This is a genomic window from Tolypothrix sp. PCC 7601, assembly GCF_025677855.1.
GTDB lineage: Bacteria > Cyanobacteriota > Cyanobacteriia > Cyanobacteriales > Nostocaceae > Aulosira > Aulosira diplosiphon.
Genome location: NZ_CP064880.1, coordinates 45,757 through 62,334 on the forward strand (window position 1 = coordinate 45,757; position 16,578 = coordinate 62,334).

Consider the following 16,578-nt stretch of genomic DNA (forward strand, 5'->3'; position numbering starts at 1 on the left):
GCCTTTATAGAGTGAACTGGCTTTGGTTGATCAGGTTCTATTTGCTGGAATTTTTTTGAGAGCACCTGAACTGAATTCTTGGATCAAACCGAGTCAAGAAGCATCCTCCTTCTTTTCTTCTAAAAGTGCTTCAATTTGGTCAAAAAGACGATTAACTTTTTTTACTTTTTTCTCGTCATCCCAGATTTTGCTCTTAAGCAGTGATTTGTATATTTTGCTTGCTCTTTCTTTATTTTGTTGTTGGGGAGACTGCGGTTTACTTTCTGATTGAGTTTGAAGAATATCTCCCACTAACTCTTTGATTACAGATAATGAGAGATTTTCTTCAATAGCTTTTTTTAAAATATTTTGCCGTTTTTCATTGTCCTTAATCCGAGCAATTTCTTTTGACTTTGTGTATTCTATCTGACCTTGCTCTAATACTGCTTGGATATCTGAAGGTAGTTTAAGTAGAGGAAGGCGGTTTGATACAAATGACTCCCAGGATATCTTACCTATCTGTAGAAATATTCTTTGTATCGCAAGTGCTTCTTGACTAACCATAACGTTATGGTTAGAGTTTCCCTTACTTTCGTTATTCATCTGATACAGAAGAGAAACTACCCCTTCTTGGTCTATTTCTATCTCGTGGGTAAGTAATTCCAAAATGCCGATTGTTTCCTCCCAGGTATTGAGTTCTTCACGCTGGAGGTTTTCAACTAATCGAAGCTTGCGAGCTTGTTTATCATCGCACTCGATAATGACTACAGAAATTCTCTCACTTTCTGCAATTTCGCAAGCTTTAAGACGGCGTTCGCCGGCAATAAGTTCATACTTGTCTTCCTCAATCTGCCTGACGACTATAGGTTCTAGTAACCCCACTTCCTTTATGCTATCGGCTAGGGATTTAAGTTTTTCAGGGTCAAAATAGCGACGTGGTTGACTCGGTGGAAGAATGATTTGGGATAAAGGTAAAGTGGAATTAGATAAGGATTGTTCTACTTCGTCTCCAAATAAATTATCGAGTCCGGTGAGTTTTTCTAGTTCGCGTTTTTGGCTCATAGTTGAATGATGTATTTTGTGATTTCTTCGAGTGTGCTAACTGCGGGGTGGTTTTTCTTGTGGAGTGCAAGTGGCAGATGCGCCTGGGTTGCGTCAGGAAAAGCTGTTGATTTAGGAATTGGAGCAGTGACGTGGATGCGTCCTTCAACCTGTTGTTTAATTTCTTCTAGTATTCCTGTATCTTGAAGATTACGATTATCGTATTTGGTTGGAATTATACAGGCAATTTGTAACTTCTGGTGTCCTCCTTTTTTGAGCCGGGCAATTGTTTCTAGCAGTTGGTTGGTGCCAAGATAGCACTTATATTGTGTTTCAACAGGAATAATAACGTGTGAAGCAGCTACTAAGCTCATAATGCTTAGAATTCCTAGAGAAGGCGGGCAATCAATCAAAATATAATCATACTGGTCAAGTACATTTGATAGCACAAACTTGAGCCGTTGGCGGTTGTCGATGGTCAAGTCATGAAAAATTTTTTGCTCCGTACCTGCCAATTGGATATTTGTTGGTACCAGGTGCATCCCGTGAATAGTTTTTTCCCATATGTACAGGGGAGTTTCTTCAGCGATCGCACCATAGATAGTTTGTTCAGTTTGCAGCTTGACTTCCCCTAATCCCATAAAAGCTGTTAGTGATGCTTGTGGGTCCATATCCACAAGTAGTACACGGTGTTTTTTAGCAAGGTGGTATCCAAGATTGTGTGTAATAGTCGTCTTAGCTGCACCACCTGACTGATTGAAAGTGGCAATTATTTTGGTTGATGACATATATTAATGAAGCGATTTTGTGAACCCATGTCAGCGATTCTACCAAACAGTGGATTTTTATTTTGGATTTTTGAAAAAAAATAACGCTAGTTCAAACCAGTAAACCTGTCTGGACTAGCATTATTCAGTTAGTTGGTTCTAAAATGGAGGTTCTTCGTCTAGGTCTTCATTTGTGGAAGTAACGTTATCTTCGAGTAGTTCCTTGGCAAAATCGGGAGTTTCAGGCGAGTGAGAGTTTTTGCTAACTTGGGTAAGTTCGTTAATAGGTTGTGCTGAGATAAAGTTTCTAATTACGAATGTGGCAATCTTTTCTTTGTACTCACCCCTGTTATCTATTACTAAATCAAGATATCCTTCTGCTGTACCATGTACGCCTTCCCCCTGTTCGTTGATGATGACAGCAGGTGCGCCCTTGGAACGGAATGGTATCTCGTCAGTAACGACACCTTCCTTGGAACGATAGTAGAATTCAGCAATCCCAAAAGCAATCAAGGAACCTTCTTTGTCGTGGGTTGTGTTCACTGATTTAAGATTAATAGTTGCAGTATTATGAATCATGGTTGTTTGATTTGTAGATTGATTAGATGGTTAATCGCCTATGATTTATACTGCATAGGCGATTTGTAATTTTCTAGAAATTTGCGTTAGCTACAGCCTGTGTTTCGTTTGGTGCAGAAGTAGATGTAGATTCTTCCTTACGGGGTGAACCTAGTAATTCGATGGTGTTGATTGTGATTACAGGCTTTTGTCGCATAGTGCCAGAATTTTTATCTGCCCAACGGTCGAATCCAAACTCACCAGTAATTGCAATCTGAGTTCCTTTACGAACGTAATTTCCAATCACTTCTGCTTGATTTCCCCATGCGACTAAATCAAACCAAAGGGCTTGTTCACTTCTGTAGGGTGGTCTTACTGCAATAGAGATTGAAGCCTTAACTGCGCCCGACTCGAAAAATTTCAGGTCAGGTTCTTGTCCACATCTGCCAACGAGCATGACTTTGTTGATATAGTTCATAACGCGAGAATTTATATATTTCTTTTATTGCTGCGTTAGCATTAGTTCTTTTAGGATTTATTATTTTGACGAATTGTTTTATTTAAAGCACACTTTTTGCTTCATACTTATGAGTTATTTTTGATTCCTGTTTCTCATAGCATTGTGGTTTTTACTAAGGAACGGCCAATTATCCTGTGCTATGGTGGGATCGCAAATGTCGTGGTATGTATCTAAAAATTATAAGTAATGACTTATGCTTGAATATCTTCTCCTAAAGCGAGTAAGTATTTGTAAGCTGATGCTCTTGGCTTTGATGTGGATACAGTTCGATGAAGACAGCCAAAACCAGCTAACTCCTGACTACTCCTCTCCTTTGCAAGTAGAAAATCTTATTTGGTTAGGAGAAACATCTGTTGGAGAAGAGGTTGAGCATTTTTGTGATGTTTATAATACCGCTAGGATAGGCGTTTGGGAAGAAATTCTAGAACTAAAGTTAGTAGATTTAATTGCTGATTTACCGACTTGTTTGCACGATGCCTCATGGTTTGCTCTACTGGCAATTACTATGATGTTGGTGGATAAAGAATTAGACGGGATATGCGTACATTCACAAGATGAGTTTTTTGCCCGGACTATTGCGCTTGAAAGTTTGGCAGATTTGAGTAATTCTTACTTAGCCAAAGGTCATCCTTATTTAGATTTTCCTTTATCATTAGAAGACGCTAAATCATTACTGCCAGTTAATAGAAAGCAAGAGCTAGAAATCAAATTAGAGAAATTCCTTATTGATACTTATGAACATGATTTTGACGATGAAGCACCGGATATTAGTGAATTTTCATCCATTTATTTGAAAGATATTTTAAAAGAGTTTTTTGTTGAATCTGACTGGCAAGATGATATCAATCAAGAGGCAGTTGCACAGCTTCAAGAAAAGTATGGCTTACAGTATTCAGAAGGTGCGTTCTCTCCTGAAACTAAGGAACACGAACGTTGGGGCAAAACGCTTGTTTTTCTTAAACAGTTTATAGGTCTGGATTCTAATTTTATCGAAAGCCAAAGCGATTTGTTCCTTGATGAATCTCAAGCAGCTGATTTACCTGATTACTTCCGTATCAAGACCCGTTTAGAACGTTGGCAAGACCGAACAGTTGTCTTATCCCGGTTGGTTCATACTTTAGTTCATTTTTTACTGGTAGGACAAAATTATCATCCTAGTCATATACAAGATTTGATGGCTATTCCAGTTTCTTCACGGGCTATATCCAGCCTACAAGCTTGTTTAGGTGTAGCTGCTTACAGAAGTGGTTATTACATGGCTGCTTCAAATATTCCCGAATCAGAAATTGGGCGTAACTGGTTGCTACAAAAAGCTTTCCCTAACCTGCTTGAGTTTTATCAAACAGGTCAGTTGAGTGGGAAACAATAATTAATATTTTATTGTTAGTTTAAAAGTATAAATTTTTACTTATTAAAAAATGCTTATTTAACCTAAGTTGTTAGTTATGGGCTTAAATAGTTGGAATTCATCTAACAACCAACTTGATCTCTGGCAACCTGCGTGCTACTCTATACTACATATTGAAATTTTTGAGGAGGCGCAAAAATGACAGCTTTCGCCCACAAAATTCATGAGCTGACCAATGCTGCTTCATGTGGCATCACCAGCTCGCTTGTGGAGTGCGCCTTTTAACCAAAAGAGTGCCTTCAGTCGTGTGAACGACCCCTGATCTATTTGAGGTGTTTAGCGAGCATCTGTCAATTGTGTCGGTTTCATAGCTCTGTTGTCGCCTTCACGTCGCCATAGATGTAACAATGGCTTGTGGAGAACAAGTTTGCTGCCTACTGACATATTGGTGTATCGCCTCCAGTAATCACGGAATAGGTGTTGCAGCATTACGCTCTCATGGCGTGCCATAAAGGTGCGTCGGCGCGTTTATTCCACCGCTACTCGTTCACGCACTACGAAGGGAACATTTACGGCCACGGGTGTACACCACACTCGTGGCCGTTTGATTTATAAGAGATCATGATCGTGGCTACGGGGATATTTTGCCTGTGGTCGCTTTGTTTTGAGCGGCTAGAGAAGGGATACCCCACGCCGCTCATTTTTTTATGACCTTTGAGTATCACATTGGCCTGATTTCATTATTTGTCCACCATTGCAATGCAGCCTTAGCTGTTTGAGGAGAAACTTTATGGGTTCTCGAAGCAAGAAATTCTTGTCCTATTACAAGCCATATCTAGGATTGCTGGTTGCAGACCTCGTATGTGCATTTATTGTTTCAGTAATTACACTGTTACTTCCCTTATGTGCAAGATACATTACTCAAAATGTCTTGGAAGGAAATGTACCCAACGCACTAAGCCAAATATATATAGTCGGCGCGGTCATGCTCACTTTGATTTGCATTCATGCTTATTGCAACACATTTGTTGACTATCAAGGACACATGATGGGAACCCTGATGGAAAGTGATATGCGTCGTGACTTATTCGAGCATTATCTAAAGCTGTCGTTTCGTTTTTACGATCAACAAAAAACAGGTCAGTTGATGAGCCGTATCACCAATGATTTAATATCAATTAGTGAGCTGTTCCATCATGGGCCTGAAGATATTGCCATCTCTTTAGTGAAATTTGTCGGTACTTTTATTATTTTGATTACTATCAACGTTAAGCTGACTTTAATCGTCTTTTTCTTCTTTCCCTTCATGACCGTTTATGCCGTATATTTCAATCAAAAAATGAATGCTGCGCTTAGAGCAAGCAAAGAGAGAATAGGCGATATTAACGCACAAGTTGAAGATACGCTAACAGGCATCAGAGTAGTACAGTCGTTTACCAACGATACAAGAGAAAAGAAGAAGTTTGCCTATGCAAATACCCGTTTTGTTGAGAGCAGACGAGACGGTTATAAGAGTGAAGCCTACTTTTATCAGGGGATGAATGTCTTTACGCAAATCATGACTATCATAGTGATTGTCTTTGGCGGTGTTGCTATTGTAAATACTTCTTTGAGTTTAGCCGATTTAGTAACCTATTTATTGTACATTGGTATCCTCATTGAGCCAATTCAGAAATTTGTTAACTTTGCCAGACTGTATCAGGAAGGTATCACTGGCTTTGATCGATTTATGCACATTATGCAGGTAGAACCAGATATACAAGACTCAGCAGATGCGATTGAACTTACTCATGTTCATGGAAATGTGGAATTTAAAGATGTGAGCTTCCGGTACAAAGAAGATTACGATCATGTACTAAAAAACATTTCTTTCAGTTTAAAAGCTGGCGAATATGTTGCCTTAGTTGGAGCTTCAGGTGTTGGTAAAACAACCCTATGTTCCTTAATTCCCCGCTTTTATGAAGTAAACAATGGAGAAATATTACTTGATGGTAAAAATGTTAAAGATATCAGCTTACGCTCATTACGAAGAAATATAGGTATTGTACAGCAAGATGTATACTTGTTTGCTGGGACAGTTTTAGAAAATATTCGCTACGGTAAACTTGAGGCAAGCCAGGAACAAATCATTGAAGCAGCCAAAAAAGCGAATGCCCACGATTTTATCATGACGTTACCAGATGGTTACAATACTGATATTGGTCAGCGTGGCGTAAAATTATCAGGTGGTCAAAAGCAAAGGTTGAGTGTTGCACGGGTTTTCTTAAAAAATCCACCGATTCTCATTTTTGATGAAGCGACGAGCAATCTAGATAATGAAAGTGAAAAAGCTATTCAAGATTCATTGGAGAAGTTAACCGATAACCGGACAACACTAGTTATAGCCCATCGTCTGTCAACTGTTAGAAACGCACAAAGAATTGTTGTGTTAACGGATAATGGAATTGATGAACAAGGAACGCATGAAGAGTTAATTGCAGTGAATGGTACTTATGCAAATTTATATAATATGCAACTAAAAATATAAGACTTGATTTGACAAAGGAATAAAAATATTCCTTTGTTAGTTCCTAATTATCAGTAGTTACGCAAAATTAATGAAAAGGGAAGAGTGTTAAAAAAGTACTAACAATTAGCCCTATTCTGTCACCCTGACAAAAGAAAAATCAATGTCGAATCTTCAACTGTATATATAACAAGTATTTGAGCATTTATTTTCTAATAGAATGGCCTACATCAAGCTTTTTTAATAAAAGCCTTATGCTGTAGGCATCCTAGATTATTTTCTGACCAAAGTGATTAAAGAGGGTTAGTTATGAGAACAGTGACAATTGCTCCATTTTAGTATTACTTTCAGTTGAAGTTGCTGTAACAGGGTGTTTGTTGTTATTTGAAGACTTTTTACCCCATCCCTCTTTCGCCGCGTGTTTGACTACACGAGAACGAATATCAGCAGCTAGGGTTTCATAATCAGAGCGGATTTTGTCATACGAAACCGGAGTGATACCAATCTTCTCCCAGAGGTTTTCGTAGTTAAAATTCTTGAAAGGTCTGTGTCTGACAAGGGCATCATAACTTGCCCAGAGATAAACATCTGTCCATTGGGATGATAGCGGCACTTCAAAAGCAATTGGCATCATCAGTGCAACAACTTCGCTACTAGAGGCAAGTTTACCTACTTCTCCCTTGTCTATCTCTTGTAAAGCTGTGTCTAATCTATCAACTGCGATCGCGCGCCAAACCCAAGTGGGAATTGACTGTTGCCAGCCGTTCTGCTGAGTGACAATTGGCCCAGCGATGTATTGAACAATTTCACGGCTTGCTCCTGCTAGATCGAGTAGGCTGGCTGTAACAGCTTTGTTAATCCCTTGGCTGGTTAGTAGCTGAAGTATCTTTCTAGTGCTAGGGTTTAATATTTCACTGGTTTTTTGGCTTTTACTGTTACGGATGGTTTCTTCGACATCGAATAAACTGTGCTGCTGGTTCATATCTTTTATGTGTAAACAAATACTGCCAGCTAGAAATACTTCTAACTGGCAGTGCTTTTTGATAATGAGTATGTTTTGCTATGGCAGAAGTAGGTTATCCCAAACGCTTTTAGGAGTAACGTGATGCAGTAATTGCTTTCTTGCTTGGGAGAATTTAGCTAGTAGCTTAGTGCTTTTTAATTTTTGCCGCCAGTTGTATTGCAAGTAGGTAAGCAACCATAACTGCGTTTGGTGATTCCAGCTTGAGATGGAGTTACTCAAAGTGAGTGCGTTGAGGATATTGTCAGGAGGTACTTCCAGTTGACTTGTGATTTCTTGTGAGATGGAAGCTAACATTTTAATATTGGCGATCGCTTGACCAGGGCTGCCGGAACTGACAGCTAGTATTTTTTCTGTTACCTCAATTTGTTGATCTTTAAGAACAGAAATAACCTCCTCATCAGTTAACCTTTGGAAAGGTATGATTTGACACCTACTCTTGATAGTGGGTAATAGCTTTTGAGGATAGGATGATATCAGAATAAACGTTCCAGTTTTGGGTTCTTCCAGCGTCTTGAGAAGTTTGTTAGCGGCAGTAGGGTTGAGCATATCTGCTTCATAGATTATTACTACCTTTTGCTTGCCCTCGACTGCACTAGTTGAGAGAAATTCAATTACCTCGCGCACCTGTTCTACTCGGATAGCAGGGACACCTTTCTGCGAGGAGGTGTTTTCGGTATAGGTTGGTTTGATTTGTAAGATGTCTAGATGTTTAGATTCTCCTGCGCTCGCGGAGCGACTTCCTTTTGAGAGTATTGCATTTGCAAAGGCCAAAGCGATTTTTCCTTTGCCCACTCCCTCAACTTCGCTGCTAAATAGATATGCGGGAGCAATTTGATTACGTTCGATTGCTTCAGTTAGTAGAAGTTTGGCGGTATGCTGTCCGATGATTTCTGTAAATAAGTCGTTTTTCATATCGTGCAAATTTCAATAATTCGGCTAGTTAAATTGTTAGTGCTGCTTTTGAGTTCCGTTTCGAGTTGTAAAAGTAAGTTAAGGCTGTTTTTCAGTTTTTGAATGCCTACAGACTTGACTTCATCTTTGAGGTAATACAATCTTTTAGGGTTTTTCAGTTCGGCTATTTCTGCAATCTTCATGTCAGATAATTTGGCTTCTACACCAGCTTTAGTTATTAGCCAAGTGCGAAAAACTGACGTAAGAGTTGCTACTATTTTGAGTGGATGTTCATTACTATCTAGTAGTTTATCCACCTGCGCTCTTGCCAAGTTTGAATGATTACTTAACATAGCCATAGTAAGCTTTTGGTAGTCAGTATTGTAATTACTAACTAATTGTTTTATCTCCTCAAGGGAAATAATTTTTTCACTTGCATAGACAGCAAGTTTAGCAAATTCGCTATCGGCTCGTGCAGTGTTATTACCAATTGCTTCGACTAGATAATCAGTCACATCCGGTGTAAGTTTAACTTGATGGATAGCTGCATACTTCCCTATCAAATTAACTATCCCCTTTTTATCCCAGCAAGGAACGAGAGGAAACTCTTCTTGTTGAGCATATTTTAGAATAGTTTTTACTACTGTCCTGCGTGAATCTGGCTTTTTATTACCAGTAACTAAAAGAATGTTACTTGCAGGTATTCGAGAAAGTTGATTTTCAAGTTCTTGGTTATTATCCTCATTTGATAAACTTCCAATTAAATGATCGCTATCTGTATGAACAATTTTGTTACCATCTCCAAAGGGCAAAGTCATAATCTCAGTAAAAACCTTGGCAGCGATATTTTTCTCATTTCCAGATAGCTTGATGTAGTTGAAATCTTTCCATTCAGCATAAACATTTTGATTCACCAAATGGTCTATTTTTTGGTTGAGCGAATAGGTATCTTCGCCGTAGTATAGGTATACTGGCATCACAGATTAGATAAACATCTAATCATCATGCGTTAGTCATAAGCAGTGGTTAAAAAAAGAAGAGTTAGTATTAACTCTTTCTACTTGCTTGGTATTTATTATGTGTGACCAGTAAACACTTACTTAAGTTTGTACTGGTTGTACAAAATTTTGAATTGAGTCTTTATCAATATGGTTATCTACTGGTTGATTACCCAAGTATTTGCGCCAAGAATCTAACTGTTGAAGATACTCTATTACTCCACTAGAACCAGCTACCTCGTATAGTGTAATAGCTGTTTCCCATTCCTTTAAGCTGGCTTGTTTCTCTGAGAGAATTTTGACTATAGCTTCGGGAAGTTTAGTGTCTTTACCAGTATCTAAATTTAGCTGCGTTGTGTTTTCTAGTAATATTTCTTGTCCATATAGAGTAACACCATCATCTTTTATATTTGTAGTATAAAGTTGAACACTAATTTCTGATAAAGAAAGAGTATATTGAAGAAATTTTTTAACTTTTTTGGTTTTGGTATTTCTCCTTTTTGGTTTAATAATAACTGGGTTGTTTGGTTCTGCAACTTCGTAACATTGAGGGAGTTCTAGAGAGAGTTGACCTGTTAAGTGCCATAATGCACTTCGTTTTTCTGGTGGGGTAATGCGATAAGAAAACTCAGATGTTTTCCTGGGGTCGCCAGACTTTCTTAATTTGACCCACATGTTGTAGCTGATAATTCCTTGGATGTAAGTTTTTGGGTCTAATATTACTGGATTTGTGTTTTCCCACCACTCAATTTGAACTACGCGATCGCCATCTAATTCGTAGATAGTTCTAACTCTGGCATTAGGATGAGACGAAAGGAATGAGTTGACCCAAGCCCTTTGCTTTTCATTAAGCCTGGGCTTGCGAGAAGAGGATTTATTTTTCATTAGTTACAGACAAATCAGAATGTATGAATTTGAAAAACCTTCATATTTATTACCTTTGAGATTTACCTAAAATCTCAACTTTGTTCATTTAAAAAAGAGATAACTGACGTTTGTTACTTTCTAGTATTGCAGGAGCAGCTATTTTGATAATTTCTTCTCGCCTTTTTTCAATCAAGTGAAGATAGTATTGACGTGAGTAATTCTCATTACTGCTGATATTAGTTATGCCACTAATTCCGTAATAGTAAGTGACTACATCTCTAGGTTTCCCTAGTTTGAGGATTTCTTTTTCGCCCTCTTTAATTTTGCGTGTGATTGCAAGTTTTTCTTTTGGATATTCCCTTGATAAAATCTGGGATTTGATGTGTACATAATAATCTTCTGCTGCTGATACATTTTGAATTAGCAGGGTTAAATACTCAATAGAAAACTCTTTCTCCAGTTGAGAGCGATCGCGGTTGCGCCAGTTGCCTTTAGTGATGATTTTCCCGTCTGGAAGCCATAAAAGGTAGTTTTTGGTTCCCCGTTCGGGGATAAACATAGCGTCAGCGATAAACTCTAGCTTGACAGTTATCCCTTTAGGCAATTGAGATTGAAGTAAACTACGTACCTCTTCTGGGTTGGGATGGGTGAAAAACACTCCATCGGTGTCAACTTCCACAGGAGTACCGCCGTGCCGAGTGATAATTTCAATCATTAGCTTGAGTACTTTTCGACTGTAGGCTGTAACTAATGCAGCAGCCTCCATATCATTGAAGGCGAGTTCAGAGGTGCCGAAGAATCCAAACTCGGAGTTAGCTAAAACCTTGATGGATTCTCTTTTTTCCTTAGCAGCAATATCTCCAGCAGATGCAAGTTGTTCCAACCTAAATTTTTCATTCACCAAATATTGCAGAATACTTAGTCCAATACGTTCTGTATCTTTAATTGAGCAAATACCTTTGTCTAGCATTGCCCAAGGGTGCATTGAGCTAATATCTGCATATCCAACCCTTCTATACAGTCCAGGAATAGAGTAAGCCATCCCTCCTTGGAATTTGTACTTGCGATCGGGTTTTGGTTTATAACCTGGATAATGATGCTCAAATATTCGCTCCCATTTAGTACCATTACCAGCAAGTGTTAGCTGCTGGAGATTCATTTCCGGTACAATTAGTGCTTCATAATAGTATGAGGGTACAAGTCTATTCGCAATTAGCCGGGTGTCTTCGAGGTCGTAAATAAGATACTCTTTCAGGCGTTTCCATCCCTTACTGTTGGGGCCATCTTTCCAACAACCGAGGATTTCCTTATAGGGAAGAACTAGCCTAGTGTTCTGGCGCAGTCCCATGTCCAATACAGCCTTTTTGAGCGATCTGCCGTTAGTTAGCTTTTTGGCTATGAAATCCCACCTCAGAACGCAGATATAAATGTCTACGTGTTGGCTATTTCGGATGAATACCTCCTGAATTTTTAGTGGCTCGCCCCGTACTTGGGCGGTACGAATAGTCCGAGATTTGGATGCAACTTGAAATGGGTGTTTTATACCGTGCAAGTTGCATCGAGTAATAATAAATGGAATATCAAATGCCATCCCGTTATATGTGAAAATTACATCTGGATTTCTTTTACTGAGATGGTTGATAAATTTGGTCAGTATTTTAGCTTCTGAGATATCCATGAAAATAGTAGAATATCCCCTTGAATCCATACAGCCAATAGCATAAATCCGGCTTTCAAATGGGTTTATTCCTGCTGTTTCGATATCAACAAATATTTGTGAAAGTTCCTGATACGGCTTGAGTTGTATTTTGGGCTGCCAAGGTTTTATTGGAGTGGGGTCTTTCCAATAAATGTTTAGTTGGTCTTCATCAACAATGATTATACCCCTAGATTTTTTCACAAAATCTCTGTGGTTATAACTCATGAATTAGAGATTTTTATAATGGTAAATGAGGTTTTTTTTGAGTCAAGGATGTATTACGATGCTTGAGGATATTGCTCTCACGGGCGCGTTTTTCGCTCCCGCAAAATATGCAAGAAAGACATTCCAATTCAAAACCAAACTCTTAACTTCTAACTCAGCACTCAGCACTGTCTGCTTTTTTCGCACCCTCTCATACCAATTCACGAAAATCTTGATACAGATGTAAGCCCTGAAAGCTTTGCTGTATCTAAGTTTTTTAATTGCGTAGCGCAGCGTAAAGCCTGCGGCATAGCTTCGCTTAGAGCGAGCCTGCGAGCGTCATTGCGAATTGTGAATTGGTATCAGGCATTTGTGCAATTCTCCTAGCTTCTCACGGTTGGGGTTGTTCTGCCGCGTTATCCGACCTCAACAGTTTAGCTGTCTTTGCGGGCAACATGAACAGCAGAAAGGAACGAGAGTTGTACGCTATCTCCAAATTTTTCTAGCTTCTCCCGCAATCCGGCAAATAGTAACTCTTTTGCTTGTGGCTCTAGTCTTCTCAAGGTACTCAAAAGCTTGAAGTAGTCATCAATGCTATAGGTAACTTCACACGCAGTTTGCTCGATAACCAACTCTTTGAAACAATTGGAGTCTAAAATCTCTTGTCCAAACCCCCTCAAAATCTCCGCTTGAATCTCTGCACCTTCATATCGAACAAGTGAGGGCGCATAAGCTTGATATACTTCCTTAATCGCTTTGTAAACTTCGTATTTCGGTTCTGGGGTCAGATTCCATAGCAGGATAAGAAAACCGTTATCGCACATTGCCTCTGCTGCCTTGGTATATCTAATCTCTGGCGGTATCCAGTGAAAAGCATTGGCTGATAGAACGGCATTGAACTGTTTTGCTTCTAGTTCCCACTCCTCAAATGATGTATTGCAAATTGTAACTTTTGGATATTGAGCGCAGTTGTGTTGTGCCAAATGACAAAAATCCTGGTTTGGCTCAAGACACGTCATGGAAAAACCAAATCCAGCAAAAGCCACTGTCGCATTTCCTGGGCCACAACCAACCTCAAGAATCGATGCATCTGAGTCAAGTTGGGCTAAAGCGATAGACCGATCAATTAGTTCCTTTGGATAGTGCGGTCTTGCGTTGTAATAAACATCAGCAACGGGGGAATACCAAGTCCTTCGCTGTTCCAAATCCATAGAAGCTCTGGCATTTATTTCTTGTCTAGAGTCTTGCATAAGCTAGGGAGTCTCAGCGATGAAGTCCAATTTTATTTTAGAATCAGCAAGGGGTCTGTCAAAATTATTGTTTTTATTAAGGTTATTGTAAGTATTTTAACTGATTGACAAAAGATACTTTATTTCAACTCTCACGAATGTACTATTGGCGATAGGGTTATAACTATGTATAACCCTGTTTACAGTTAAGCTTGCTGTAATTGTTTTTGTTGCAGCTTTTGGACAGCTTCTACCCAAGCAGGTGCCTTTTTACCATTAATAGGTGTCAGCTTTTGCCAGTGTTCTTGTAACTGCGCTTGTGTTAAGTGGGGTAACTGTTCCTTGCCCCAGTTAATCGCATCTTGGGCAGTTTTCCAATCTTTCCAGGGTTGGGATTGAGGATTAACCTTTGTGGTTGGAACTATCTCGATAAGTGTAGCTTCTAACCAAAGGTGCGCGTCTTCATCCCGCATGAGATTTTGGCGTGCCATTAAGATTGCGATCGCATTTTGGATCTGGTCGATATTCCACAACTGCGAGATACCTACTAATTCCTCCCAGGTGTCCTCTTCTAGCTGTGTAAGATGTCTGCCATTAGGATTAGTTTTGCACACAAGTAAGTCTTTGAGGAAACTGACAAGACTTGTATGAATGGCAGTTGGCTGTTTACCAGATTCAATCCAATCTTGAAGGATGCCTAAATTGCCCGTAATTTCTCCTTTGATGATATTTTCACAGGCGGTGAGTAGATCGTATTCGGGAATAGTGCCTGATAGTTCCCAAACCCAATTAGAGGTAATTTCCTCTTCACCTAGTAAGGTTAGCTGATCTAGTAGTTTGAGTGAGTCACGCAGATGTCCCTTGTTTGCTTTAGCTACGGTGGTAACTGCTGATAGCGCAATGTTGATACTTTCTTGGTGAGATATTTGTTCTAGGTAGCTTGCAACTAGCGAGACAGGAACTCTCTTAAAGTCAAACTTTTGGCAACGGGAGACAATGGTTTCTGGAACTTTGTGTAACTCGGTTGTGCAGAAGATAAATACTACATGACGGGGAGGGCTTTCAATAGTTTTGAGGAGTGCTTGCCACGATTGGCTACTTAGGGCATGACATTCATCAATAATGAATATCTTGAATCTACCTTCCACTGGTGCAAACTGGGTAGTGGATATAAGCTCTCGGATCAGTTCTACTCCACTATTGCTTGCTGCATCCAGTTCGGTTACATCAACAGAAGAAGATGCTGTAATTCCCTTGCATGAATTGCATTCTCCACAGGGTTTAGTTGTCGGCTCATTGCTTGACTGACAGTTAAGAGATTTAGCGATGATGCGGGCGGTACTGGTTTTGCCCGTACCTTTGGGGCCACTAAATAGGTAAGCAGGTGCAATCTTTTGGAGAGCGATCGCATTTATAAGAGTGCGAACAATATGTTCTTGCCCAATAACTTCACTAAGAGTCTGGGGACGGTATTTGAGATGTAGTGGTTGGTACATAGTTTTGATGATTAAAAGTGTTTTATTTACTCCTTACCAACTGCACTGATAAGGAGTTTAATTTTTAAGCAGTCGCGGCTTCTTTTTTCGTTCGTGACGAGCGTGAGGTTGACTTACCTTTAGTAGTATCTTTTGCTACTAAAGATTGTATTTCTGTTTCAGAATTGTCACTATCATTTGTTGCCTGCGCTATATCTGTTACTTCTTCAGTGCTAGGCTCAGGTTGAGTGCTGGCTTCTGTCTTTGTACTTTGGTTATTTACCTTTTCAAACCCCTGCTTAATTTCTACAGGCATTACCAGATACAGCTGATTGAGCAGTCCTCCCATTGGGCAGATAATGACTGGTTGCGTAGGTTTGTTACACCGCACCACGATTTCATCAGTACTGATGTGCTTCAATCCTTCGATAAGGTAGTCGATATTTAATCCAATACTGATGTTTTCTGAATGACTAGTTGCTGGTTTCATCAGTACCGAGTCAACTGCATCCCCGATATCAGTAGCTTCGGTGTAAAGTGTTGCCTGTGTAGCTTCCAATTCCCAGAGAATTTTGACAACCTTTTGCTTGCGTTCGGCTAGATAACTTACCCGCTTCAGTGCGCTCTCAAATCCCTTGCGTTCTAATGTAAATTCATACTCAAATGTTCTGGGAATCAAACTATTGATTTTGGGGTATTCTCCCTCTAAAAGTCGGGAAATGACTTTTGTGTGAGGAAGACTAAACTCAATAGTTTTATTTGATAGAAGAATATTGCACACGCTTGTATCGGCACTTTGAGAGAGAATTTTGTTTAACTCGCTAAGTGACTTACCTGGAACAGTAAAGTCAATTGGGTCAGAATATTCGCTATCAAGTATTCCTGTGACTAGTGCTAATTTGTGACCATTTGTACTAGCAGCTTGCCACTTATTAGTATCAATTTTGAAGTTGACACCAGTTAAAACTAACTTTGTTTCGTCACCATTGGTGCAATAGAGTGTCCCTTCAAGTGCAGCTTGGAGTTTCTTGGCACTTAAATTTACTTCTATTGGATTTTCTCCCTTGGGAAGAGTTGGAAACTCGTCAGGTTTTCCGCCAATCAGACGGCATTTACCGCTATTGTGAGTAATTATGCAGGCTTGGTTTTCTACCTCTAAGGTAATTTCTCCTCTGACATTGTTAATAGTGTCAGTTAATAGTTTGGCTGGTAGTGCTACCTGACCTGACGTTTCCACATTTGCGGTCGTTGTAGTATGAATTGTGAGGTTGAGGTTTGTTCCTGTTGCTGATACTATCCCATCTTCATTTGCTATCAGTAAGATATTTCCTAAAATTGGGTCAGTAGGCTTAGGACTAATTGCGAGATAAGCGGTTTCTAGAATTTCTGCGAGTTTAGCTTGTTCAATGTTTAGTTTCATTTGTTACTTTGCTTTTAGTAGATGATGTTTGAACGGGCGCTATTTCTAGCAC

At 39.4% G+C, this 16,578-nt stretch carries 14 protein-coding genes; 2 read left to right on the forward strand and 12 right to left on the reverse strand.

Translation table 11 applies throughout. The annotated features are described in order from the left end of the window. Positions 1-93: 93 nt before the first annotated feature. The 4 genes from HG267_RS36760 to ssb all read right to left on the reverse strand — a co-directional run bounded on the left by HG267_RS36760 (position 94) and on the right by ssb (position 2,823). Positions 94-1,041, reverse strand: coding sequence for a ParB/RepB/Spo0J family partition protein (locus HG267_RS36760; RefSeq protein WP_045873707.1), 948 nt, complete (start codon positions 1,039-1,041; stop codon positions 94-96). Then, positions 1,038-1,808, reverse strand: a complete 771-nt coding sequence (locus tag HG267_RS36765) for a ParA family protein (RefSeq protein ID WP_045873706.1) — start codon at positions 1,806-1,808, stop codon at positions 1,038-1,040. The genes HG267_RS36760 and HG267_RS36765 overlap by 4 nt, the downstream gene beginning before the upstream one ends. 138 nt (positions 1,809-1,946) lie before the next feature. Then, positions 1,947-2,366, reverse strand: coding sequence for a hypothetical protein (locus tag HG267_RS36770; protein ID WP_045873705.1), 420 nt, complete (start codon positions 2,364-2,366; stop codon positions 1,947-1,949). A gap of 73 nt (positions 2,367-2,439) precedes the next feature. Continuing rightward, positions 2,440-2,823 carry a single-stranded DNA-binding protein gene (gene ssb / locus HG267_RS36775; RefSeq protein ID WP_010993907.1) on the reverse strand — a complete coding sequence of 128 codons (384 nt, stop codon included), beginning with the start codon at positions 2,821-2,823 and terminating at the stop codon, positions 2,440-2,442. A gap of 235 nt (positions 2,824-3,058) precedes the next feature. On the opposite strand from ssb, the gene HG267_RS36780 reads away from it, so the two are divergent. Together HG267_RS36780 and HG267_RS36785 are read left to right on the forward strand one after the other, a co-directional pair. Continuing rightward, positions 3,059-4,234, forward strand: a complete 1,176-nt coding sequence (locus HG267_RS36780; RefSeq protein WP_045873704.1) for a hypothetical protein — start codon at positions 3,059-3,061, stop codon at positions 4,232-4,234. Between the two features lie 769 nt (positions 4,235-5,003). Next, entirely contained in the window at positions 5,004-6,740 is a 1,737-nt protein-coding gene (locus HG267_RS36785; protein WP_045873703.1) for an ABC transporter ATP-binding protein, read from the forward strand. 286 nt (positions 6,741-7,026) lie between these two features. On the opposite strand, the gene HG267_RS36790 is transcribed toward HG267_RS36785, so the two are convergent. The 8 genes from HG267_RS36790 to dnaN form a co-directional block, all read right to left on the reverse strand. Then, positions 7,027-7,701, reverse strand: a complete 675-nt coding sequence (locus HG267_RS36790; protein WP_045873702.1) for a hypothetical protein — start codon at positions 7,699-7,701, stop codon at positions 7,027-7,029. 78 nt (positions 7,702-7,779) lie between these two features. Continuing rightward, positions 7,780-8,655 (reverse strand): AAA family ATPase, encoded by an 876-nt coding sequence (locus HG267_RS36795; RefSeq protein ID WP_045873701.1) that lies wholly within the window; start codon positions 8,653-8,655, stop codon positions 7,780-7,782. Then, a complete protein-coding gene (holA, locus tag HG267_RS36800) occupies positions 8,652-9,548 on the reverse strand; it encodes a DNA polymerase III subunit delta (protein ID WP_411863276.1) in 897 nt (298 codons plus the stop codon). The genes HG267_RS36795 and holA overlap by 4 nt, the downstream gene beginning before the upstream one ends. Positions 9,549-9,734: 186 nt before the next feature. After that, positions 9,735-10,517, reverse strand: a complete 783-nt coding sequence (locus HG267_RS36805; protein ID WP_062243204.1) for a hypothetical protein — start codon at positions 10,515-10,517, stop codon at positions 9,735-9,737. An 88-nt stretch (positions 10,518-10,605) separates the two neighbouring features. After that, positions 10,606-12,423 (reverse strand): 3'-5' exonuclease, encoded by a 1,818-nt coding sequence (locus tag HG267_RS36810; RefSeq protein WP_045873699.1) that lies wholly within the window; start codon positions 12,421-12,423, stop codon positions 10,606-10,608. Positions 12,424-12,836: 413 nt separating this feature from the next. Beyond that, on the reverse strand, positions 12,837-13,652 hold the full coding sequence (locus tag HG267_RS36815) for a class I SAM-dependent methyltransferase (RefSeq protein ID WP_045873698.1): 816 nt from the start codon (positions 13,650-13,652) through the stop codon (positions 12,837-12,839). A gap of 185 nt (positions 13,653-13,837) precedes the next feature. After that, the gene (dnaX, locus tag HG267_RS36820; RefSeq protein WP_045873697.1) at positions 13,838-15,127 is read right to left on the reverse strand and encodes a DNA polymerase III subunit gamma/tau; all 1,290 of its coding nucleotides are present in this window, start codon (positions 15,125-15,127) and stop codon (positions 13,838-13,840) included. A 64-nt stretch (positions 15,128-15,191) separates the two neighbouring features. Next, positions 15,192-16,526: a DNA polymerase III subunit beta gene (gene dnaN, locus HG267_RS36825; RefSeq protein ID WP_045873696.1), complete on the reverse strand. Its 1,335-nt coding sequence runs from the start codon at positions 16,524-16,526 to the stop codon at positions 15,192-15,194. Positions 16,527-16,578: the final 52 nt, after the last annotated feature.